Consider the following 23138-nt stretch of genomic DNA (forward strand, 5'->3'; position numbering starts at 1 on the left):
ATGATTTACGCGAACAGTGAGCCGCAGCCGAATGCGAAGTATTCGTGTGCGGCGAGCGTCGCGATAGCGAGATAAAACTCGCGTAGCGTGTTTTATCTCGTTTAAGGTACGTCCGGTTAAGGTACGTACGGAAGGCTCCTGCTCAGGCCTTCTTCCCTGCGCTGCGCAGAGCAACGGCAGCTTCATCGATGCTGGTATTGTTCACAGCGGCAAAATCGCCTGCGTCTGATGCCTTTGCGTATTCCGGGTTCATCGGTATCTTTCCGAGAACCGGTACGCCGAGCTCCTTAGCAATTTCATCGATGTGGCTTTCGCCGAACGGGTAGATCTTTTCTCCGCAGTGCGGGCAGTTCATATAGCTGTAGTTCTCGACAATACCAAGAACCGGTATGTTCATCATTTTGGCCATGTTGTATGCCTTTGTGACGATCATGCGCACGAGATCCTGGGGAGAGGTCACGATGATGACGCCGTCAACGGGAAGTGACTGGAATACGGTGAGCGGCACATCGCCGGTCCCCGGAGGCATATCCACGAACAGGTAGTCGAGCTGGCCCCAGATCACGTCGGTATAGAATTGTTTTACAACTCCCGCGATGACCGGACCTCTCCAGATCACCGGATCCTCCTCATTGGGAAGAAGAAGGTTTGTGGACATGATTTCGATGCCGTTCGCGGCCATCTTCGGATAGATGCCGTTGCCGTCTGATTCGGCACTTCCCTTGATTCCATACATTTTCGGGATGGAGGGGCCTGTGATGTCTGCGTCGAGAATTCCTGTGCTGAATCCCTGCAGCGTCATCGCGTTTGCGAGGGATGCGGTAACCATAGATTTTCCGACACCGCCCTTTCCGCTGACAACGCCGATGATGTGGTCGATGTTGGAAAATGCGTTTTCCTCAATGCGGAAATCCGGCTTCTGCTCATCCCCGGAGGACTGGGCGGATTCTGTGGATTTTACGTTTTCTTCTGCCATACTAATCTCCTTTTTTTATATTGTTTCGGTTACTATCGGGACTCCGATGCAGCTATTATATACCATGATACGCGAACGACAAAGCACACAGGTTACGGATTGCTGTGCGATATGTGAACCGCAAAATCACGCGGGCTGCGGATTGCTTCGCACCACACATTCCCGCAGTGCTGCCGGTTTTCAAATTTCTGTAAAAGCTGTAGTATCTATCACAATTACGCATCCATTGCTTACAGCATGCTGTCGGTTTTCAGATCTCCGTAAAGCTGTAGCGCTGCCGTATGCCGGAGGTGACGATGTCAAAGATGATGGTACCGTCTTCCTGCACGGTTTTCTCATAGGTAAAGACCTTATCCTTAAATTTGTTGCGTATGAATTCCTCCGGGTCGTCGGTCCGCACTTCATCGATGAAAACATCCCTCATCTGGTTGTTCGGGCATTTATTGAAAATTTCCCAAACGGTCTCATACTCTTTCATAAATTATATCCTTTCGGCTGTTGTGGGCGGAAACCCACCTGCCCCTGGGCGGTGGGAGGAGCCTAGTAAATTCGTAGCCATTAACCCTGGTTCTTGATTTGCTTAACATCGCTGCTGTCGTTTAGAGGGGATACAGGTAATCCGCGAAAGCCCGGTCGGTCCTGGTCTGCGCGGCATCCGGCTGTGTCCGTATCGTTATGTTTTTGTATAATGATCAGCTAATAATCAGGTCATACATCCTTCAGAATCTGCCATGCGTCAATCAGCCGGGGTAACGACCACGCTGCATTTGCCGGGCTGGTTGAAGGCATTTTCAAAGCTTCTCTTCCCGTCTTCGGGTAGATGTATTTCATATACAGGTTATAGGAGGTGGTCCCGTTGCAGAAGATTTTGCGGATTGGTGCAGCCTTCAGGATGCGGTCGAGATCATTCGGGACAACATCACGAATACTGCTGTCGCTGGATCCGGTAATCGTGCAGGATTGAATCGTGTCCCACATAGCGATGTGATTTTTCCGGAGAAACTTCTTTTTTTCTTCTATGGTTGTCAAAGGATCTGAGCCGAAGATAGCGGCAACGACCATCCAGTAGCGGTTTCTGGGATGGCCGTAGAAAAAACCGGCTTCGCGGGATTTCACGGACGGAAAACTACCGAGGACCAGCACAGTGGATTTTTCGTCAAAAAATGGCGGGATCGGATGCACCTGCATCTGCGGCTGCTGCCGTCTGGTCTGCGGCTTCTGTTTTCCGGTCTGGGGCTGCTGGCGCCTGGTCTGGGGCTGCTGTCGTCCGGTCTGCATTTCCTTCCGAGGATTTACAGAATGGCCGGATTTTTCTGCACTCATGAGACTTCGCCTGTCTTGCCGTCTGCCTGTTCGGCCGGTACACCGGCTGTCGATTTGTTATCTTCTCTGTCTCTCGCGAGCATCTTCTGAAAGTCCTCCTCGGTCTCGCCTTCGATGCCCTCCTCATCAAAGGCGGTCACGACGTAGAAGCCGCGCGGGGTATCGCGGATGTCAACGACTCTTCCGCTTCTGGAATGAATCCGCTCATAGGGAGCATAGTTTCTGCTCATCGCGATCGCCGGGATGATTGTGTAGTAATACGAGGATGGAAGCTGACTCTCGGTGATGGTTACTTCATCTCCAACCCGGACGAGATTTTCCCGCTCCATTTTAAATTCTGAATAACGCATGTGTATGACCTTCCCTGAATAAGTCCTGTTTCAAAGAAATCCAGTTTCCTGCACGGACAGACTCCCGGAATTACGGGGGAACAAGATAAAACACGCTGCGCGAGTTTTATCTCGCTATCGCGACGCTCGCCGCACACGAATACTTCGCATTCGGCTGCGGCTCACTGTTCGCGTAAATACAGAACGTCTCCCGGAACTGCGCAGATGTTCCGGGAGACGTTTTTCAGAGAATCCGGAAACAGTCCCGGATATCAGTGATGGAAGAGGCGGATTCCGGTGAATGCCATCACCATATTGTACTTGTCGCAGCACTCGATGACAGCGTCGTCGCGGATGGAACCGCCTGGCTCGGCGATGTACTGAACACCGGATTTCTTCGCTCTCTCGATGTTGTCGGAGAACGGGAAGAAGGCGTCCGAACCGAGGGTTACGCCCTCCATTTTGTCAAGCCATGCTCTCTTCTCTTCTGCGGTGAATACCGGCGGCTTCTCTGTGAATACCTTCTGCCACTCACCGTCCCGGAGTACGTCCATGTATTCGTCGCCGATATAGACGTCGATGGCATTGTCCCGGTCTGCCCGGCGGATGCCATCTTTGAACGGGAGGCTGAGAACCTGCGGGCTCTGCCGTTTCCACCAGTTGTCCGCCTTCTGACCGGCCAGACGGACGCAATGTACACGGGACTGCTGTCCGGCACCGACGCCGATGGCCTGTCCGTCCTTTACGAAGCAGACGGAATTGGACTGTGTGTATTTCAGCGTAATCAGTGAAATTTTCAGATCGCGGAGTGCAGATTCCGGAAGATCCTTGTTCTTTGTCACGATGTTCGAGAGAAGTTCATCGTTGATATCCAGCTCCTGACGGCCCTGCTCAAAGGTAACGCCGAAGATCTGGCGTTTCTCCAGGGGCGCCGGCACGTATTCAGGATCGATCTGAATGACAACATAATTCCCCTTCTTCTTCTGATGAAGAATCTCAAGCGCTTCATCCGTGTAGCCCGGAGCGATGACGCCGTCGGAAACCTCACGCTTGATGACAGAGGCGGTGCTTGCGTCGCAAACATCCGACAGGGAAATGAAATCACCGAAGGATGACATGCGGTCTGCTCCTCTTGCGCGGACATAGGCACAGGCAAGCGGAGAAAGCTCCGGCATATCATCGACAAAATAGATCTTCTTCAGCGTGTCGGAAAGCGGGAGGCCTACCGCGGCGCCGGCAGGAGATACATGCTTGAAGGAGGCTGCTGCCGGAAGACCGGTGTTCTTCTTCAGATCACGAACGAGCTGGTAGCCGTTGAAGGCATCCATGAAGTTAATGTATCCGGGTCTGCCGGAAATTACCTTGATCGGGAGCTCACTGCCGTCTTCCATATAGATGCGGGAAGGCTTCTGATTCGGGTTGCATCCGTATTTTAACTGTAATTCTTTCATCTGCTTCACCTCGTATTAATATTTGAAGATCGTAAATATGTTTCGGAAAACATCAATTCCTGCGGAAACATGTATGCGGCCTTCTGTACCGGCCGCATATGCGGTGCTCCTGTATGTTTTCTAAAGAACGTACACGGTTACTGATTTTTGTTTACAATCCGGGTCTCGAAGCTTCCGCTCTGAATATCAATGTAGCGCACAAAGAGAGATACCTTATTGTCCTCGTTCAGGCTGCTCCAGATCATGCTGGTCCAGGCATCGATATCGTCCGGGACATCGACAGGCTTCGGCTCGCCCTCAAAGCTTGGAAGCGGATTACCGTCCGTTATATAGGTGGATATAAAGTGGCCTTCTCCTGCCGGCGCATTCGGATAATCGAAGGTAAATCTCAGACATTGATCCGGATTTCCGCTGTCGCTTTTCAGAATAGACATCGTGTAGCCAAAGACACCGTTCTCCACGGTCAGAAGTCCTGAGATCCGCGGGGTGTAGTTCGGTCCGTCAGGCTCAAATTCACGGGAACGAAGGCTCTGCTCGAAGGTAAGTCCCTTTGTCATACCGTCGAAAATGGTGTCGGTCTGGTCACCGTTGGTAACAATGGTGTGTGCTTTGTCGAGCACGCGGACCGGCGCATAGATGATCAGACTCGGGTCCTCCATTTTGGAAGGATCAAATGCCTGAGTACGGATGCCGTCCCCCTCTTTGACAAATACTCGGTTACGGCTATTTGCGCTTCTGCCCATGATAAAATAAGCCGTGGCTGCATATCTTCCGTTGGCTGAACGTCCGATTACAATTCCACGGCCGGGGTAGGCGTTGCTTTTCAATTCGTCTGACAGATTGATCTTCTGCATCAATAGCTTCCTCCTGTGATTCCTGGACACGACATGAATCCGCGGGATTCCGGAGGATAGCCGGGGAGCGTCTGGATAACATGATGTGCCGCCTGCGTCATTTCTGACCACTATATATAGTTTTCAAGAGTCACTTTTTATATTACGTAGCAGAAAGAGAATTGTCAAGCCTTTCCGTATAAGTGCCTGACGCCTTTCCGTATAAGCGCCTGACAGCCCTTCCGTATGAATGCCTGACAGCCTTTTCCGCATTTGTGACACTGACACCTGCGGCACGTCTTCACGATATCAGAGCTCAATCAGTTCTCTCGGGGAATGCGAGAGATCATCAATGCCGTCCTTTTTGATGACAACCAGATCTTCAATCCGCACGCCGCCGAATCCCGGAACATAGATGCCGGGCTCCACGGAAATCACCATGTTCTCCTGGATGACGGAGCTGTCAAGCGGAGAAAAGCGGGGCTCCTCGTGGATGTAGAGGCCGACACCGTGACCCAGTCCGTGTCCGAAATTGTCTCCGTAACCGGCATTCCGGATCACGCTTCTGGCAAGCTCGTCACACTGCTGTCCGGTAAGTCCTGCGTGGATTCCGTTGAGGGCGGCGTTCTGCGCCTCAAGAACCGTTGTATAGATTTCCTTCTGCTTTTCATTTGCCTTTCCGACAACAACGGTACGTGTCATGTCTGAGCAGTAACCTTCGTAGGTGCAGCCGAAGTCCATGGTTACAAAATCTCCGCTTTCGATCTTCTTCGAAGAAGGAACTGCATGCGGCATGGAGGAGTTGATTCCGGATGCCGTGATGGTATTGAAGGAGAAGCCCTGTGCGCCGTGACGCTTCATCTGATACTCCAGCTCTGCCGCGGTTTCCAGTTCGGTGACGCCGGGCTTCAGGAACTTCAGAATTTCGGTAAAGGCAGCGTCTCCGATGGATTCTGCGCGGGCAATCAGACGGAGCTCCTCGGGAGTTTTGATCTGCCGGATCAGATCGATGCTTTCATCGAGCGGAAGCCACTGCTGAATTTCCGGGAGAGCGTTCGTGAGACGGCTGAATTCATAGCAGCGCATGAATTTATCTTCGTACCCGACAATTTCAGCACCATCAACCGCCAGCAGCTCACGCAGAATCTGGGTTCTCTTGTGTGTGCGGTTCTCCTCGATGATGGTGAAGCTGCTCTCCTTTCCTGCCGCTTCGGTATATCTGGAATCGGTGATCACCACCTGCTGTTTCGGAGATATGTAGACCATACCCTCGCCCCCGCGGAATCCGGATATATACATCATATTGTGAGGATCCGTGATGAAAAGAGCCTGCGCTCCGGTTTTCTTGAAAATGTCCTGTATCATTTCTCTGCTCATGTCAGAGCCTCCTTTGGATGAAATACTGTTATAGTTTTCCGTAGATTTCCTGCGGAACATATGCTTCGATGCGGATCCCCTCTGGAAGATATTTTTCTTCCAGAAGTGTTCCGGACTGGCGAATCAGCGCAATTTTTCCGGCATCGCCATAAGAAAAAGTTCTCTCTATGTGAATCTGGTCCTCCCTGATGATTTTTTCCAGAATCTGTCTGAGGGAATCCAGTCCGTCCCCGAACTTAGCGGAGACCGGTATGACATAATCGGCGTGGTGATCATGCATGTGGACGCCGGGAGAGACCATGTCCTGCTTGTTGAAGAGGGTGATGATCTTTTTCCGGTCCGCGTCCAACTCATGCAGGGTCTGGTAGACGACCTGCATCTGCTGTTCCAGATGTGGACTGGAAGCATCTGCCACATGGATGATGTAGTCGGCAAGAGCGGCCTCCTCCAATGTGCTGTGGAAGGCGTCAATAAGGGTATGCGGGAGCTTTCGGATAAATCCTACCGTATCGGTCAGGAGAATCTGTCCGCCCTCGGGCAGGCTCAGAAGTCTTGTTGTGGGGTCGAGGGTTGCGAACAGCGCGTCTTCCTCCAGAACACCCGCATTCGTGAGGGTATTGAGCAGGGTGGATTTTCCTGCGTTGGTATAGCCTACGATCGCCGCGGTTTTAATATTTGTCTTTTTTCTTCCCTGACGGAGCACCTCCCGATGCTCTTCGACCTTCTTCAGCTCCGCTCTCAGGGCGCTGATTCGTTCCGCAATCAGCCGTCTGTCAATTTCCAGCTTCTTCTCGCCGGGTCCACGGGTTCCGATACCGCCGCCAAGGCGGGAAAGGTAGGAACGCATTCCTACCAGATGCTGCTGACGGTAGCGGAGCTGTGCCAGCTCGACCTGAATTTTTCCTTCGCTTGTCCGGGCTCTTTGGGCAAAAATGTCCAGAATGAGCATTGTGCGGTCGTATACTCTGCAGTTTAATTCTTCTGCCAGGTTGTTCATCTGTGCTGGGGAAAGCTCGTCGTCTGTAATAATGGCGTCTGCCTGAAGCATTTCCAGCATGCCGGCGATTTCCTCGATTTTTCCCTTCCCGATGTAGGTCCCGGGATCCGGGTTCTCCCGGTTCTGGAGAACCATAGTCACCGTTTCGACGCCCGCCGTCTCTGCAAGTGCCTTAAGTTCGTTCAGGGAATCACGGGTCTCTGCCTCATTGCCGGTGTTGACGGCGACCAGGATGACCCGTTCCCTTGTCTCTGCATTGTCAAACATATCTGCTGTCCATCCATCTGTTCATTCAGGCTGCCGTTTAATACCCGGTGCTTCCGTCGTAGTAGCCGGCAGAATCGTAATTGCCATAGGCGCTGGTATCTGTGCCGTAGACAGTACCATAGTAGACGCCGGTATTATCGTCGTAACCATCGTTGTCCGCATCGACAGTTCCCTGGTATGAACCGGAATCATCGCCGCTGCTCTGACCTTCACCTGCGGAATTGTATGACGCATTGGACTGATCCGTATCGGCGGTATCTGTCGTTTCGGATTGTGTGCTGCCGGATGCTTCGCTCTGTGTATCGCTGACGTCGGACGGGGAGGAAGAACTGCCGGAGGAACTTGTAACGTTCTCAGATGCCGTTGCCTCTGTCTCCGTTACGCGGCTCTGCAGGAACAGATTCTCCTGTACAGCTTTCTGGTTCGTCGGATAGGATTTGAGAAAACTTTCCATCTTCGAGGCCGCGGTTTTGAAATCAAGCTTCTTCTCATAGGCGATGATTTCGTTATAGAGCAGCTCTTCCTTGTACTCCGCCTCATCGGTGTCGAGCCCTGCCTGAATCTTCTGAAGTGCATCGTCATAATTGCCTTTCATGATGGCAATCAGAGCCAGGCCGTTGTATCCCAGAGAAACGGAGGTGTCATTGTCAATACAGCTTTGATACAAATCTTCTGCGCTGTCGTAGTCTCCGGTGTCGGAGTAGACTCTTCCGAGCAGCATGACGGCACCGGGGATATTTTTTTCTATGGCTTTCTTGAGATATTTTTCTGCCTTGCCGTAATCCTTGAGTTCATAGCAGATCCGTCCGAGCTGATAGTAATCATCAGATTCCGACGGCTTCTGATTTAAGGCATCCTTTAAAAATGCGGCTCCGTCTGCCTGCCGGTTATTCTGCACATAAATGTCATAGATTTCCAGATAAATCTCATAAGAGTTATCCAGCTCCAATGCCTTCTGAAAATCCTGGCCGGCCTGGCCGAATTTGTTCTCGAGGGCGTAAAGCTTTCCCCGCAGCAGAAAGGCCTGTCCGGCGTGTTCCTCTGACTTGATCAATTCATTGTAAATCGTCATGGCATTGTCGTACTGCTGCTCTTCTACATAAGCCTGCGCCTGGTAAAAGAGAACATCTTCGCGGAAGGACTTATTCTGACGCGGATATTTTATTGCCGCCAGTGATTTGGAGAAGGCATCCACGGCATTTTCATAGTCTCCGAGATTGAGATAAGCGATGCCCAGCCCGCGGTATCCTTCTGCCTCTCTCCCCTCGGAATCAACAGCCGACTGAAAATTCGTAATAGCAGTGTTGTAATCTTCGGATTTCAGAGCTGACATTCCGCTGGCATAGGCACTGTCAGAGGCGTTCCCGCAGCCCGGAAACAGCAGCGTGGCGCCAAGCAGCAGCACAGGCAATGAAATCCGGGCTTTTCTGAAAGATTTTTCTGATTTTTTATCCTTTATCATGATGTGGTTACCTCTGATTATATGGTCCCCTCCGGGTTGTGCAGGCGCACTCAGATAAGCTTTCCGTAAACACCCCTGCTGCAAAGGTCGGAGAAAGCCTTGCGGACGCTGTCCTTGTCTTCCTGATATGTAACGCCAAACCAGGTGTCGTCTGTGTCCAGAACCTTTACGACAGCCTTGCCCTTGTGAAGCAGCTGATCAATATAGGTTGGAAGAAGGAATTCCTTCTTCAGATCACCATCGGGAATCTGCGCAAGGAATTCACGGAACGCGCTGTCCAGAAGATCGATGAAATCTGCCTGCAGTCCCCACATATTCATGGAAACCATAGAATTGACATCGATGGGAACGTCTCCGTCAGGAGAATGAACCGCAGCGCCACCGGGTGTACGAACGATGTTCTGGGTTTCATTGACACCGATCAGATTCCGGTCGGAGTCAAGGACGCATACTCCGCGGGTAACACCTCCGTTATCGCTGAGGGTGTTGCCAAGACGGAAACCGGCCATGCAGATCTGATGAATGCCGTTCTGTGTCGGATGATCCGCAACGAGATAGTCGTGCAGAAGAGTAAAGGCCTTTTTGCCGTAGTAGTCGTCAGCGTTAATAACCGCAAACGGTGTGTCAATGAGCCCGCGACAGGCGAGAATCGCCTGGCCGGTGCCCCATGGTTTCGTTCTTCCCTCAGGCTTTGTAAATCCTGACGGAAGAGCATCCAGCTCCTGAAAAGCGTATTCGCAGGGAATCTTCTTCTCCATGCGGCTGCCGATGATCTCACGAAAATCCTTCTCCAGATCCTTCCGGATGATGAACACGACTTTATCAAAGCCTGCCTCTATTGCATCATGAATGGAGTAATCCATGATGATTTCTCCGTTCGGGCCGAGGGGCTCCAGCTGCTTGATTCCCTTTCCAAAGCGGCTGCCGATTCCGGCTGCCATAACTGCCAGTGTAGTCTTTTTCATACTTGTTCCTCCTATGATTTGTTCTGGTGTTGCATTTATCTGAAAATCTATGCCGTGCGATACATCGCGCCAGACACAGTATAAGCTGCGGATTGCTCCGTGTCTCGCACTCCCGTAATCCAGCAATCCAAGTATGAGGATTGGGATTGCGCGCCTTCGCGCTTTATCGTCATATCTGGTGCCTTCGAAATCGCATACAGTCTCTTACGCACGCTCTGCGTGTGACGATCCTGCCTGCGTTTTCGAAGAACTGATACAGTACAGTAGTATGACGGTTGTTTATTGCTCCTGTAATTTCGCGAGCTTTGCCGCCTGGTCGGCGGCGATGAGGCTGTCGATCAGATCGTCAAGATTTCCATCCATGATGCTGTCAATCTGATGCAGGGTGAGATGAATTCTGTGGTCTGTCACGCGACCCTGAGGAAAATTATAGGTCCGGATTTTCTCGGATCGATCGCCGGTTCCGATCTGACTTCTGCGCATCTCGGCCTCTTCATCATGCCGTTTCTGCTGTTCAAGGAAGTATAACTTGGCACGGAGAAGAGCCCATGCCTTGGCCTTGTTCTGAAGCTGACTTTTCTCAGTTTGTGAATAAATGACGATTCCGGTAGGCAGATGCGTGAGACGCACGGCGGAGTCTGTCGTGTTGACACACTGTCCGCCATTTCCGGACGCGCGCATGACATCGATACGGACATCCTTGTCCGGAATCTCTATGTTGATGTCATCGGTCACCTCAGGCATGACCGCAACCGTGCAGGTCGATGTATGAATTCTTCCGCCGGATTCGGTTGCAGGCACCCGCTGCACCCGGTGCACACCACTCTCGTATTTCAGACGGGAATAGGCGCCCTTTCCGATGATTTTGAAGGTGCATTCCTTGCATCCGCCAAGACCGGTTTCTTCCAGATTGACCAGATCGGTCTTCCATCCCCTGCTGTCTGCGTACTTCATATACATGCGGTAAATTTCCGAAGCAAATAGAGCAGCTTCCTCACCGCCCGCTCCGGCGCGGATCTCAAAGATAACATTTTTCTCGTCGTTCGGATCCTTCGGCAGGAGCAGAAGCTTCAGCTGCTGTTCGAGATCTGATCTCTGACTGCGAGAGCTCTGCAGTTCTTCCTTGAGCATCTCGCGCATTTCCGGATCGTTTTCAGATTCCAGGAGCTCAAGGCTTTCGGAGATTGCGGCCTCATTTTTCTTGTAAGCCGCATAGGTATCCGCAACCGGCTGCAGTTCTGCCTGCTCTCGCATCAGACTTTGCAGACGTGCCGGATCGCCGGCAGTATCCGGGTCGCTGAGACGGTTCAAAACCTCTTCAAGCCGGAGCTGCACATCTTCCAGCTTTTCAAACATAGCTTCCACCTTTCTGTCAGCGGAGGTAACGGCCGCCGGCAACACGGTCGTTTCCCCCGAGATCTTTCGTGATGCAGATATCATGATATCCGAGACGTTCAAGAATTCTCCGTATATCCGTTCCCTGATCGTATCCGATTTCAAGAAATAGATATCCTTTCTGTCCCTTTCGGAAATGCCTCCTGGCCTCCTCTGCGATTTTTTCCTCGAAATAGAGCCCGTCTTCATGTCCGTCAAGGGCCTGATATGGCTCGTGGTCCCGCACTTCGGGATTCAGTCCGTCGATGACCCCGGTGGGGATATAAGGCGGATTTGAGAGAATCACGTCATATTCCTCTCCGGCAGGAAGCGCTTCAAAAAGATCTCCGCAATAAAAAACGGCGCGGTCTTCCTGTACGCCCAGAGCTCTTCTGTTTTTTCGAGCGATATCGAGCGCTTCAGGCGAGAGATCGGTGCCGGTTCCCGTCACATCGGGACAGCTTTTCAGTAGGGACAGCAGGATGCATCCGCTGCCGGTGCACATGTCCAGAATGTGCCAGCCGGTCTCCAGAATCCCGGCTGCCTCTTCTACAAGAGTCTCGGTATCCTGCCTCGGGATCAGAACAGCCGGGCTGACGGAAAAACAATTGCCATAGAACCAGGCCTGACCGGTCAGGTACTGGAGCGGGATGCGGCGGCTGCGCTCCGTCAGAAGCCGGGAGTATTCCGCTGCAGCGTCTGCGGGCATGGACTCATCGCCGTGCAGCAGATACCAGCTGCGCGTAATGCCGGTCGCATGCTCCATCAGAAGCCATACATCTGTTTTTGCGTCGGCAATTCCGGAAGCGGACAGCAGACGAATCCCGTAATGATACCAGTCATGAAAAGACTGCAAACGGAAGGACTGTAAACTATCGGACATTATAGATCCACCTCCAGGGAGAGCGTAAACCGCATCCAGTCTCTTGCGTGTGCTTCACGGCAGGTAATTTGTCTGCGTTTTCAAAGAGCTGGTGTTTAATGGTCATTTATACAGCAGAATTATACGATAACATGACGATGGACGCAAGAGAACTGCCTGAGACGAACCCTACAGTCCGATACGGACGATCTCCCGCTCGATTATATATGAGATCTGCTTGAACGCTAACCTATACTTTGTATTTCATCCGGATGACAGGCAGTCTTGTGCTCGATACGGTGAGGTGACAGAGAGTGTCAATTCACAAAGAACGGATGTCTTTCATACAAAAGTATGTGAAAAAACGAGCCGGAACGAATGTTCCGACTCGTTTCTGTTTTCTGATAAGCGCCGCAAATTCTACGTTACTTAAGACCGTATTTCTTGTTGAATGCATCAATACGACCACGAGCCTTTGCTGCCTTCTGCTGTCCTGTGTAGAACGGATGGCATTTGGAGCAGATCTCGACGTGGATCTCCTTTTTTGTAGAACCTACCTTGAAGGTGTTCCCGCAGTTGCAGGTAACGGTAGCTTCATAATACTCTGGATGAATGCCCTGTTTCATGTTTTCACCTCTTCCAATTCATATCTGGTAAATTTATTGGTATGCTGTGTCTCAACTTTCGTATCAGATTAACAGCCTTATCATAATACCACGGGAATATCTGTTTTGCAACTGATTTTTGACATGTATTCTGCATTTTTGACCCGTTTTTGACATCTATTCTGCAACTGGTTTTTGCCATGTATTCTGATACCAACGTATTCTGATATGGTTCACGATCATCGAAGCAGCTGTTGAAAAAACGGTTGAAAAACTGTTTAGATCCCACTGTCCATCACACGGTCTGTGACGGATGCAGTCCGCTGCTATCAGACGAGATCAGACAATTCGCTGTTTTTTCAGCATCTGAACAAGTTCCCGGTTGTTTCTCGTATGGGTAAACATGTTCAGTACATTTTCGCCTGCTTCTTCGGCACGAAGACCGTTCAGCGCACGGCGCATGTTGTTTACCGCCTCGAGTTCATCCGAATCCAGAAGCAGGTCCTCTCTTCTGGTTCCGGACCTTGCGAGATCGATGGCCGGGAAGACACGCCGCTCCTGCAGCTTCCGGTCAAGGATCAGCTCCATGTTGCCGGTGCCCTTGAACTCCTCATATACAACGTCATCCATTTTGCTTCCGGTGTCTACAAGCGCGGTCGCGAGAATGGTGAGGCTGCCGCCTTCACGCATGTTCCGGGCGGCACCGAAGAACCGCTTCGGCATATGAAGGGCTGCAGGATCAAGACCTCCGGAGAGGGTTCTTCCGCTGGGCGGAACGACCTGATTGTACGCTCTTGCAAGACGGGTGATGCTGTCGATAAAGATGATGACATCCTGTTTGTTCTCAACTAACCGTTTGGCCCGTTCAATTACCATTTCCGAGACTCTCTTGTGATGCTCCGGGAGTTCGTCGAAGGTGGAGTAGATGACTTCGACGTTCTTTCCGCGGACAGTTTCCCTGATGTCGGTAACTTCCTCCGGACGTTCATCGATCAGGAGAATGATGACATGCATCTCCGGATTATTCCGGAGAATCGATTTTGCCGCTTCCTTCAACAGTGTCGTTTTTCCGGCCTTTGGCGGAGAGACGATCATTCCTCGCTGTCCTTTGCCGATGGGACTGACCAGGTCTACAATCCGCATCGCAACCGGCCCGCCCGGCCGCTCCAGATGAATGCGTTCATTTGGAAAAATAGGCGTCATATCTTCAAAATTCATCCGGCGCGCATTGACATAGGGGTCAAGACCGTTCACGCTTTTGACAAACAGAAGGGCGGAAAATTTCTCGTTCTGTGATTTTATTCTTGTGTTGCCGGAAAGAACATCTCCGGTTTTTAAATGAAATTTCCGGATCTGGGAAGGAGACACGTAAACGTCATCATCTCCCGGAAGGAAATTTTCAGAGCGGATGAAACCATATCCGTCAGACATGACTTCAAGTATGCCATGGGCTTCCGACCCGCTGTCGAGCTGCCCGAGTTCCTGGCGCATCTGTTCATTTTCGTCAAAGCCATCATTCTGATGTTCGTCACTATTTTGATGTTCATATCCATTTTGGCGTTCACCGTTGTTTTGACGCTCGTATCCGTTCTGGCGTTCGCCGTTGTTTTGACGCTCGTATCCGTTCTGGCGTTCGCCGTTGTTTTGGCGCTCGTATCCGTTCTGGCGTTCACCGTTGTTTTGGCGCTCGTATCCGCTCTGGCGCTCGCCGTTGTTCTGACGTTCATATCCGTTCTGGCGCTCGTGAGATTCGTTATGTCGGAAATCTCTCCGGGTGCCGGAATCATTATCGTTTCCCCGGGAGGAGCTTCTCCGGCTGCCGCCCTCGTTTCTGGAATAACTGTTTTTGGCTGCCTCTGTTCTCTGGAACTCTGCTTTTGAGGAGTCTGCTCTCGAGGAACCGGTTTTCGAAGAACCTGTTCGAGAAGGGCCTGATCTTGTGTGATCAGCTTCCGGGGCTTCTGCCCCTGAAGATTCTGCTGCGGAGACTTCTGATTTCGCAGATTCTTTCGCGTCTTCCTCAAGCATCCGGTTAATCAGTTGTTCCTTGCGCATTGCCGTTGTTCCTTTAAGCTTTCTGGATTTTGCGATTTCCCGAAGCTCTTTCAATTGTAATGATTCGTACTGTTCTCTGGTCATATCGTCCTCTCTTTTAAAACACTCCGGGGATGTAACCCGGAATTGCTGGTGTGCTGTGTGTACAGGGTCCGGCTGTTTCCCTGACAGATCCGGTCTGGTGTGCCGCTCAGAAATATGCCTCGTAATCCGTTTTTGAAAAAAGAAAATCAGGTCATATGGATTTAGATTATCTCAAATGGGAAATAAGATGAAAGGATATGAATACTGCGGTCAACAGGACTCGAACCTGCATGGTTTCCCAACGGGACCTAAACCCGCCGCGTCTGCCAATTCCGCCATGACCGCATGGTGTACAGCTTTTCATATCCGTCTGATGTAGAAACTGAATGATATAGAAAAAGAGATGACAGAACGTCATCTCTTCTGGTCATCACAAAATGAAGCATCGGGGACTCGAACCCCGGACAACTTGATTAAAAGTCAAGTGCTCTACCACCTGAGCTAATGCTCCGAATGATCTGGGCCAGCCGGATTCGAACCGGCGGATGCAGCAGTCAAAGTGCTGTGCCTTACCGCTTGGCGATAGCCCATTATGTCGCCATCACGGCAGGGTGGATAGAGGGATTCGAACCCACGATCTCCAGAGCCACAATCTGGCGCGTTAACCAACTACGCTATATCCACCATAGTAATTAAATTGAAACCGGAACCCGCAGTGCTGAATGATCCAACACTATATCTGGCTCCGAGCGTGCCTGAAGGGATTCGAACCCCCGACCCACGGCTTAGAAGGCCGTTGCTCTATCCAGCTGAGCTACAGACACGTATGTATTCTGATTGAGAATACAAGAGCAGGTGATGGGAATCGAACCCACGTATCCAGCTTGGAAGGCTGGTGTTCTACCATTGAACTACACCTGCGCAGTCGGGGTGACAAGATTCGAACTTGCGGCCTCCTGGTCCCAAACCAGGCGCTCTAGCCAAACTGAGCCACACCCCGAGAGACACAGGACGTGCAGATCCCACAGATCCGAACTATCCGAACTCGCTCAACGCAAAAACTAGTATATTATAAGATTTTGCGGTTGTCAACAAAAATATTAATTAAATGTGTCGGAATTTTAAGACGAATTCAGGCAAATTCCGAGAAAATTTCCTGCGGTAAGTTAATCATCCAGCTCTTTTATGGCAAAGTGAATATCATGGTGTCTGTCTATCTCAATTACACCGAAGGTAGGTTTTCTGCCGATCTGTCTGGGATAATTAAGGGATCCGGGATTCATTAGCGTCAGTCCGCGGCTTGTCTCAAGATAGGGCTTATGCGTATGTCCAAAGAGACAGACATCAACATTCCTGCTTTCGGCTTCCTCGCGGATCGCCGAGGGGCTTAGGGAGACTCCGTACCGGTGCCCGTGACATACCCAGAATCTGTAATCATCGATTGTCACATTGAGATCTGCCGGCAGGCTGCTGTCCCAGTCATTATTACCGGAGACCATATATGTCGGGCAGTCCGCGTATTCCTGAATCGTGTGTTCCTGTCCTTCAATATCACCACAGTGGAAGACAGCGTCATAGGGCCCCGTTGAGTTTAATATTGCCTGCAGACGATCAATATTCCCATGTGTATCACTGATAACAAGTACTTTCATTCTGTGCCCTCCACATTTCTGATCTATGATTTGCTGCATTTCCGGCCGAGTGGTCCGGTTCAGATTGGATGGTCAGTCCAGCTCATTTCTGAGAAGACGCTCCATTTCACGAAGAGCTTTTCCTCTATGGCTGATTTTATTCTTTTCTTCCGGGGGAAGCTCCGCTGTACTGCAGCTCATGTCGGGAAGCATGAAAATGGGATCATAGCCGAAGCCGTTGGTCCCACGTTCTTCATAGCCGATTTTTCCTTCGATGACTCCCCGGGTCGACAGAGTCCTGCCGTCCGGGAGTACCGCTGCCATCGCACATACAAATCGGGCGGTTCTCTCCGGAACGGGAACGTCTTTCAGGTTTTCGATGATTTTTGCGTTCTTGATTCGGTAAGAAGTGTCATGACCCATCCAGCGGGCGGAATAAACGCCGGGAAGCTTATCCATGGCATCCACCTCGAGACCGGAATCATCTGCCATCACAATAGCGCTGCGATATCTGTCCGGGAGGACCGCCGCAATGGCTCTGGCCTTGATGAGAGCATTTTCAGTGAAGGTTTTCCCGTTTTCCTCGATGTCGCAGGAGATTCCGGCATCGGCCATGGACAGAATGGTGACCGGCAAACTGCTCATGATCTCCCGGATTTCTGCCAGTTTGTCCTTATTGCCTGTTGCAAAAATGATCGTATGCATTCGTATTTCCTTTCGCTTCTCTTCTGTATCTGGAGATTCCCGCCTGCTGAGAACCGGATCAGCCTTCTGATTCCGGGTGAGGCTTGCGGCGCGGAGGCTTCGGCCCCGGGTACTGGTAAAAATATGTCTTCATCATTCCGTTGTAAATCTTCCGATTCTTTGGTGCGGTTCTGCCGATGTATCGCTCTGCGTCCGGATAGCCGCTGATGACGTACAGAGACCAGGTGTCCAGTTTCGCAAAGCGTTCCCCGAGGGTTCTGTAAAGCGCCGGAAGCGCACTTTTCTCTTCCAGACGTTCGCCGTAAGGCGGATTCGTCACAATAAAACCGTATTTCCCCGGATGAGAAAGCTCGGAAACCGGACGCTGCTGAAAATGGATCATGTGATCGACACCGGCCAGCTTTGCATTCTCACGAGCAAATCCGACTACCTCGCGGTCAATATCATAGCCTTGAATATCGGTCTGCACATCTGTGCGGACCCTGTCCTCCGCCTCTTCTCTCACATCTGACCAGCTTCTTTCCGGAATCAGATGTTTCCATTCCTCAGACAAAAAGGATCTGTGAATACCGGGAGCCATATCCGCGGCCATCATGGCGGCCTCTATGCAGAAGGTTCCGCTTCCGCAGAACGGATCCACGAGAATTCTGTCAGCCTTCCATGGTGTCAGCATCAGAAGGGCGGATGCGAGAGTTTCTGTGATCGGCGCCTTTGCGGTGAACTGGCGGTATCCTCTTTTGTGAAGAGAGGTACCGGTCGTGTCCAGCCCGACTGTGACCACATCTTTCAGAAGGGAAACCCGAATCGGGTACGGCTCTCCGTCTTCCGGGAACCATTCGACCTTGTATTTCTCCTTCAGACGCTCCACGATCGCTTTCTTCATAATGGATTGTATGTCAGACGGGCTGAAGAGTTTGCTCTTAATGGAGTTTGCCTTGGCAACCCAAAATTTTCCATGCTGCGGGATGTAGCGTTCCCACGGCAGTGATTTTGTGGCTTCGAAGAGCTCATCATAAGTTACAGCTCTGAACTGCCCAACCTTAAGAAGAATCCGTTCGGTTGTGCGCAGGAACATGTTGGCATAGGCAACAGCTTCCGCGTCTCCTTCAAAGGTAACCTTTCCGTCTTCTACTTCTGTTATCTCATAACCGAGATCGATGACCTCCCGTTTCATCACTGCTTCCAGCCCGAAATGACAGGGCGCGATCAGCTCATATTTCTCCATGTAATTCTCCTGTGTTATACTGCCGGACGTGTTCTCCCCATACGAATGGATTTCACGGCGATTTCCGGGTGCGGATCCATAAACTGTGTTATCTGACGATTTTTGCGTCTGGTAAGAGAAACGCCCCGGTAGGGGAGCTACCGAGGCATTTCGAGGGGAGTATAAATAATTAATAAGGGGTTATTAATTGTAAAAAAAATTTTTTGAAGGGTAAATTCTTTTTACGTATAGAATTATATAACAGGCTTAATAAAAATGCAACAGAAATTTTCCAAATAGACGTATTATTCGTGCAATGCGGCAAATAGCTGTTGTTCATTTCTGGAGGTCGGTTACAATTCTGCCAAATTCCATATAGTGGGATGCCTTTACGAGAATCGTGTCTCCGTCCCTGAAAAGCCCTGGAACTTCTTCGAGAAATTTGTCGATGGTCTTGAAGTGCCTGATATCGGTCCCTCCGGCCGAAGTCTTACGTGCGCCCCTGCAGATTGCCTTGGAAAGCGGTCCAACGCAATATATTGCATCGAGCTTTAGTCTGCCGGCATGTGCACCGACTTCCTCATGCAGCTGCTCGGATTCATTGCCCAGTTCTCCCATATCTCCCAGAACCGCTATTCTCCTGCCGGAGCCCTCCTGCAGAATATCAAGCGAAGCTTTCATGGAGGCGGGGTTTGCGTTATAACAGTCATCTACGAGAGTAAAACGTCCGGTGTGGATGATATGAAACCTTCCGCTTAAAGACTCACAGCTTTCGATTCCGCTGCGAATCTGATCAAGGGTTAGGCCATAAGTGAGACCTGCCGCGGCGCCTGCAAGCGCGTTATAGATCATATGGGTGCCGGGAAGAGGGATCAGTACCAGGAAGCTTCCGGCAGGAGTTATAATCCGGCATTTGGTGCCGTCAAGCCCCTGTGGGTCAATCTCATCGGCATAAAAATCGTTCGGATGTGAATAACCTTCCTTCGAAAGACCAAAACGGACCGGTCTGACACCGGATTTTTCTTCAATGGTTGAAAGCTTGTCATCATCGCCGTTGAGGATGATGTGGCCGTCAGAGTTGAAGAAATCAAAGACCTCTGACTTCGCCTTCAGGATACCGTCGCGGCTCTTCAAAAACTCCAGGTGCGCCGTTCCGATATTTGTCATGATTACGGTATCGGGATGGACGATGGATGCAAGTCGGTGCATCTCACCGAAATGATTGATGCCCATTTCGATGACGCCGATTTCGTCCTCTTCTCTCATCCGGAAAACGGTCATGGGGACGCCCAGCTCATTATTGAAGTTTCCCTCTGTTTTCAGTACGCGGTATTTCTGGCTGAGTACAGCTGCTGTCATCTCCTTGGTACTTGTCTTCCCGACGCTTCCGACGATGCCGACAATCGGCTTATTGAGCTGTCTGAGATAAAATTCCGCGATGTCCTTTACAGCCTGCAGCGTGGAAGAAACTGTGACAGATGTGATCTCCAGGTTTTCAGGAATTTCATATTCCTTACGGAGCGTTTCCGGATCCTTCTCGGTGAGGACCGCTGCGGCGCCTGCTTCGATAACCTGGCGGATAAACCGGTGACCGTCTGTCCGTTCGCCGCGGATCGCAACAAAAAGGCAACCCTTTGTAACCTTTCTGCTGTCTGTGACAATATCGGTCACGGTAAATTCTCTTTTATCCTCGGGTCCGTCGTATTTTCCGTCTGTTACCAGTGCAATATTGGACAGAGTAAGATTTTTCATGAGTGCGCCTCCGAACAGCTTCCGGATTGAGGAAGTCTGCCGCACAGGGACAATCCGGATTTAATATTAGTGTACGCCCCGCCTGCGGGGTTGGAGTGGTTATTGCTCATATCTTTTCAGAGATACGTCGATCAGTTTCTGACAGAGATGATCAAAATCGATTCCGACAGCCGCTGCCTCCTGTGGTACGAGACTGGTTGGCGTCATGCCGGGAAGTGTGTTAACTTCCAGACAGAACACCTTCTGATCTGATTTTCGCACGAGGAAGTCCATGCGGCCGTAGCCGATCAGGCCTATGGCGTCTGCTGCCTTTAATGCTTCGTCCTGTATCTTTTTTGTGAGATCATCTGAGATGGGCGCGGGACAGAGCTCCTCGGTCGCTCCTGCGGTATATTTATTCCGGAAGTCATAGTAACCGGTTTTCGGAGTAATCATAACTACCGGATAGGCTTTGCCGTCGATGACACAGCAGGTGAATTCACCGCCCTCAATGAACTCTTCGATGACAGCAGAGCTTTCAAGGCTGAAAGCAAGATCAATCCCATTGCGTACATCCTCTTCCGTGCGGCAGATTGTGATCCCCACTGAAGAACCTCCGCAGCAGGGCTTGACAATGACAGGGAGTTCCATGCCGAACTCCGATGCGCTTCTGCGGGAATCTCCGCGATATATCGTGATGCCTGACGGTGTATTTACACCGGAGGCCTGAAATACCTGCTTGGTTCTGGATTTGTCCATTGCGATTGCGCTGCTGATATAATCAGTGCCTGTGTATCTGATACCGAGCAGGTCAAATGCTGCCTGCACTCTTCCGTCTTCGCCGTTTGATCCGTGAAGCGCAAGGAAAACAATATCAGCTTCTTCACAAAGGGCAATTACATTGGGGCCGAAAAAGCTCCGGCGGCTCTTTCTGGCTTCTTCCAGCTGCGGATTGAAGCCTTTGATGTATTCTGCGGCTGCGTCCGTGTCATATTCACCATCGAAGGCTGTAGCCGGGTCTGCCTCCTTCCAGCCGAAAAAAACATCCAGAAGGATGGACTTGTGGCCAAGCCTTCGTAAAGCCTTGCAGATTCCAGTTCCCGATACGATGGAAACTTCTCTTTCGGTACTTGTTCCTGCTGCGAGCACTACAATTTTCATATTTGACTTCCTTTTTCCTTAATGATGTAAGACTTGTATTATGCCTTCTATAGTAAGATCAGTAAGATCTGTTTTTCTGCCCCGCTGCAACCTGAAAAGGTCATCCGCCGAACGCGGATGTTATTCACATATCGAGCACGGATGTCATGCGGAACTTTTTGCGTGGACAGGACACATGCGCTGGTCAGACCAACAGGTTCATTGTAGCAGTATCCGGGAAATTTGCAATCCCGAAATCAGAGACCGATTGACATCCCGAAATCAGAGACCGATTGAGGCTTTCCATGCAAAAAGTGGTCTGTGCGGTCATTGCGGGATATCCTGGGCGTTTCGGTTACTGATTCGAAAGCGCGACGTTTGCAGATGCATCGGCACTGGTGGGCTGCGGGCCTACCGGCTGGTCCTCCGAATAGTATACGACAACGGGATATCCGACATCCATCACATCGAAGATCTTTGCCGCGGCATCCTTTGGTGTGTTGATGCAGCCGTTAGATCCGTTGGTCAGATAGGTATTCTTGTTCTCAAACTGGGCTTCCGTTCTCCAGTAGGCATCGTGAATTCCGCAGGAGTCGACAAAGGGGAGCCAGTAGCTGATCTTTACGTTGTGAGCCTCCGGGAAGGTGGTGTTGCTCTCTTTTCCATCGATGGCATATACACTTCCAGACGGAGTATCCTGGCCCAGCGAATGGTTTCCAGTGATCACCGGTGTGTCTACGATCAGCGTGCCGTCCTTATAGCACCACATCTCCTGTTTGGTGATGCAGATTTCCACATAGGTGCCTCCGATATCATTGGCACCGCGGTCGAGGGCGCTGTACAGATAGATGGGATCACGCTGCCCACTGTCACCGTTCAGGATGGCGTTATATAAATCGTTGGTGGTTTCTTCCTGATAAATACACCAGCCGTAGTCCCCGCCGCCCTCGAGCTGAATCTCCTTGCCGCTCGTTGTGCGGAATTTGCGGGAGAGGCCGTAGGTATCGGTCTCATAGGCCATGTTTTTTACCCATTCGGCAAGCTTGTCCTTGCTGAGGGTATATCCCTCCTTGTCATCCTCGACCAGAAAATCACGGATGTTGGAACTGTTAATGGTAAATTCCTTATCTGCCAGGTTATAGGTGATATTGATATTCAGCAGCTTATTGATGTCGGCTGCCTTCTCCTGGATATCCGAAGAGCTCTCATTTTCGGTTGGCTTCTCATAGAGGTCAAGATCCTCAAAATTAATTTCCGTTTTGTGATTTTCAATTGCGTTGATGATGGCTGCCTTTGTCTTTTCGTAATTCAGAGTGTTGCCCTGAACGCTTTCGGAAACGGTAAAGTCACTGCCATTATCGACAATTTTCGCATTTTCCGGCGCCTGAATATCGGGAGCGGAGAAGGCGTTCATCTTATTCATTACATCTTCGATAGAACTGGAATCATAGGTGTACCCAAGAGGAATGTGGTATTTTTTTCCGAGAGTGATGTGGAAAATCCAGAATCTGGAATCCTGATCATCCAGGAGTTTATCGACGGTGCCATCGTCCTGATACGTCAGGTAGATCTGATCTCCGGTGATCTTGTCTGTGACATTGTTCCGCTCTTTACAGGTAAGCGTGTACTTGCGCATCTGATTCTGGATGGCATACCGCGCCTGGTCAGCGGTCATCTCGCCGACATTGATGCCGTTTATGGTTGAATTGTTGTAAAAGTGTGTCTTGAAATGGTAGATGCCAAAGGCATAAATACCAATCAGAATAAGAATCAGAAGTACCAGAAGAAACAGCATACTTACCAGATTCTTGGAAAGTTTCTTCATAT

General features: G+C 50.7%; 20 protein-coding genes and 7 tRNA genes. All 27 read right to left on the bottom strand.

What is annotated here, in order from left to right:
• Positions 1-142: 142 nt before the first annotated feature.
• Complete coding sequence (locus ACTQZS_RS12585; protein ID WP_441476121.1) at positions 143-976, bottom strand: P-loop NTPase; 834 nt, start codon at positions 974-976, stop codon at positions 143-145.
• Positions 977-1226: 250 nt separating this feature from the next.
• The gene (locus tag ACTQZS_RS12590) at positions 1227-1454 is read right to left on the bottom strand and encodes a hypothetical protein (RefSeq protein ID WP_441098985.1); all 228 of its coding nucleotides are present in this window, start codon (positions 1452-1454) and stop codon (positions 1227-1229) included.
• 230 nt (positions 1455-1684) lie between these two features.
• Complete coding sequence (locus ACTQZS_RS12595; protein WP_441476144.1) at positions 1685-2164, bottom strand: DNA-deoxyinosine glycosylase; 480 nt, start codon at positions 2162-2164, stop codon at positions 1685-1687.
• A gap of 131 nt (positions 2165-2295) precedes the next feature.
• Positions 2296-2649, bottom strand: coding sequence for a hypothetical protein (locus ACTQZS_RS12600; protein ID WP_441476122.1), 354 nt, complete (start codon positions 2647-2649; stop codon positions 2296-2298).
• 251 nt (positions 2650-2900) lie between these two features.
• Complete coding sequence (locus tag ACTQZS_RS12605) at positions 2901-4079, bottom strand: phosphoribosylaminoimidazolecarboxamide formyltransferase (RefSeq protein ID WP_441476123.1); 1179 nt, start codon at positions 4077-4079, stop codon at positions 2901-2903.
• A 137-nt stretch (positions 4080-4216) separates the two neighbouring features.
• Positions 4217-4933, bottom strand: a complete 717-nt coding sequence (locus ACTQZS_RS12610) for an IMP cyclohydrolase (RefSeq protein WP_441476124.1) — start codon at positions 4931-4933, stop codon at positions 4217-4219.
• A gap of 288 nt (positions 4934-5221) precedes the next feature.
• Positions 5222-6289: a M24 family metallopeptidase gene (locus ACTQZS_RS12615; RefSeq protein ID WP_441476125.1), complete on the bottom strand. Its 1068-nt coding sequence runs from the start codon at positions 6287-6289 to the stop codon at positions 5222-5224.
• Between the two features lie 28 nt (positions 6290-6317).
• Complete coding sequence (hflX, locus tag ACTQZS_RS12620) at positions 6318-7553, bottom strand: GTPase HflX (protein ID WP_441476126.1); 1236 nt, start codon at positions 7551-7553, stop codon at positions 6318-6320.
• A 37-nt stretch (positions 7554-7590) separates the two neighbouring features.
• Positions 7591-9015: a tetratricopeptide repeat protein gene (locus ACTQZS_RS12625; protein ID WP_441476127.1), complete on the bottom strand. Its 1425-nt coding sequence runs from the start codon at positions 9013-9015 to the stop codon at positions 7591-7593.
• A 50-nt stretch (positions 9016-9065) separates the two neighbouring features.
• Positions 9066-9980, bottom strand: a complete 915-nt coding sequence (locus ACTQZS_RS12630) for a nucleotidyltransferase (RefSeq protein WP_441476128.1) — start codon at positions 9978-9980, stop codon at positions 9066-9068.
• Positions 9981-10259: 279 nt separating this feature from the next.
• Complete coding sequence (gene prfA / locus ACTQZS_RS12635) at positions 10260-11336, bottom strand: peptide chain release factor 1 (protein ID WP_441476129.1); 1077 nt, start codon at positions 11334-11336, stop codon at positions 10260-10262.
• A 16-nt stretch (positions 11337-11352) separates the two neighbouring features.
• Entirely contained in the window at positions 11353-12237 is an 885-nt protein-coding gene (prmC, locus tag ACTQZS_RS12640) for a peptide chain release factor N(5)-glutamine methyltransferase (protein ID WP_441476130.1), read from the bottom strand.
• A 404-nt stretch (positions 12238-12641) separates the two neighbouring features.
• Complete coding sequence (gene rpmE / locus ACTQZS_RS12645) at positions 12642-12842, bottom strand: 50S ribosomal protein L31 (protein WP_441098995.1); 201 nt, start codon at positions 12840-12842, stop codon at positions 12642-12644.
• Positions 12843-13160: 318 nt separating this feature from the next.
• Positions 13161-14960, bottom strand: a complete 1800-nt coding sequence (gene rho / locus ACTQZS_RS12650) for a transcription termination factor Rho (RefSeq protein WP_441476131.1) — start codon at positions 14958-14960, stop codon at positions 13161-13163.
• A gap of 205 nt (positions 14961-15165) precedes the next feature.
• Positions 15166-15245, bottom strand: a tRNA-Leu gene (locus ACTQZS_RS12655).
• A gap of 93 nt (positions 15246-15338) precedes the next feature.
• Positions 15339-15411 (bottom strand) — tRNA-Lys (locus tag ACTQZS_RS12660).
• A gap of 7 nt (positions 15412-15418) precedes the next feature.
• Positions 15419-15490: transfer RNA gene (locus tag ACTQZS_RS12665), tRNA-Gln, on the bottom strand.
• Positions 15491-15510: 20 nt separating this feature from the next.
• Positions 15511-15584, bottom strand: a tRNA-His gene (locus ACTQZS_RS12670).
• Between the two features lie 66 nt (positions 15585-15650).
• Positions 15651-15724: transfer RNA gene (locus ACTQZS_RS12675), tRNA-Arg, on the bottom strand.
• A gap of 26 nt (positions 15725-15750) precedes the next feature.
• Positions 15751-15821, bottom strand: a tRNA-Gly gene (locus ACTQZS_RS12680).
• Between the two features lie 4 nt (positions 15822-15825).
• Positions 15826-15900: transfer RNA gene (locus ACTQZS_RS12685), tRNA-Pro, on the bottom strand.
• A 166-nt stretch (positions 15901-16066) separates the two neighbouring features.
• Positions 16067-16552 (bottom strand): metallophosphoesterase family protein, encoded by a 486-nt coding sequence (locus tag ACTQZS_RS12690; protein WP_441476132.1) that lies wholly within the window; start codon positions 16550-16552, stop codon positions 16067-16069.
• A 72-nt stretch (positions 16553-16624) separates the two neighbouring features.
• Positions 16625-17236, bottom strand: a complete 612-nt coding sequence (gene rdgB / locus ACTQZS_RS12695) for an RdgB/HAM1 family non-canonical purine NTP pyrophosphatase (protein WP_441476133.1) — start codon at positions 17234-17236, stop codon at positions 16625-16627.
• A 58-nt stretch (positions 17237-17294) separates the two neighbouring features.
• On the bottom strand, positions 17295-18461 hold the full coding sequence (locus ACTQZS_RS12700) for a THUMP domain-containing class I SAM-dependent RNA methyltransferase (protein WP_441476134.1): 1167 nt from the start codon (positions 18459-18461) through the stop codon (positions 17295-17297).
• A gap of 315 nt (positions 18462-18776) precedes the next feature.
• Complete coding sequence (locus ACTQZS_RS12705; protein ID WP_441476135.1) at positions 18777-20192, bottom strand: UDP-N-acetylmuramoyl-tripeptide--D-alanyl-D-alanine ligase; 1416 nt, start codon at positions 20190-20192, stop codon at positions 18777-18779.
• Between the two features lie 99 nt (positions 20193-20291).
• Complete coding sequence (locus ACTQZS_RS12710; protein WP_441476136.1) at positions 20292-21332, bottom strand: D-alanine--D-alanine ligase family protein; 1041 nt, start codon at positions 21330-21332, stop codon at positions 20292-20294.
• Positions 21333-21666: 334 nt separating this feature from the next.
• Positions 21667-23136 (bottom strand): L,D-transpeptidase family protein, encoded by a 1470-nt coding sequence (locus tag ACTQZS_RS12715; RefSeq protein ID WP_441476137.1) that lies wholly within the window; start codon positions 23134-23136, stop codon positions 21667-21669.
• Between the last annotated feature and the right edge of the window lie 2 nt (positions 23137-23138).

Source organism: Bilifractor sp. LCP19S3_H10 (assembly GCF_052119185.1).
Lineage (GTDB): Bacteria > Bacillota > Clostridia > Lachnospirales > Lachnospiraceae > Bilifractor.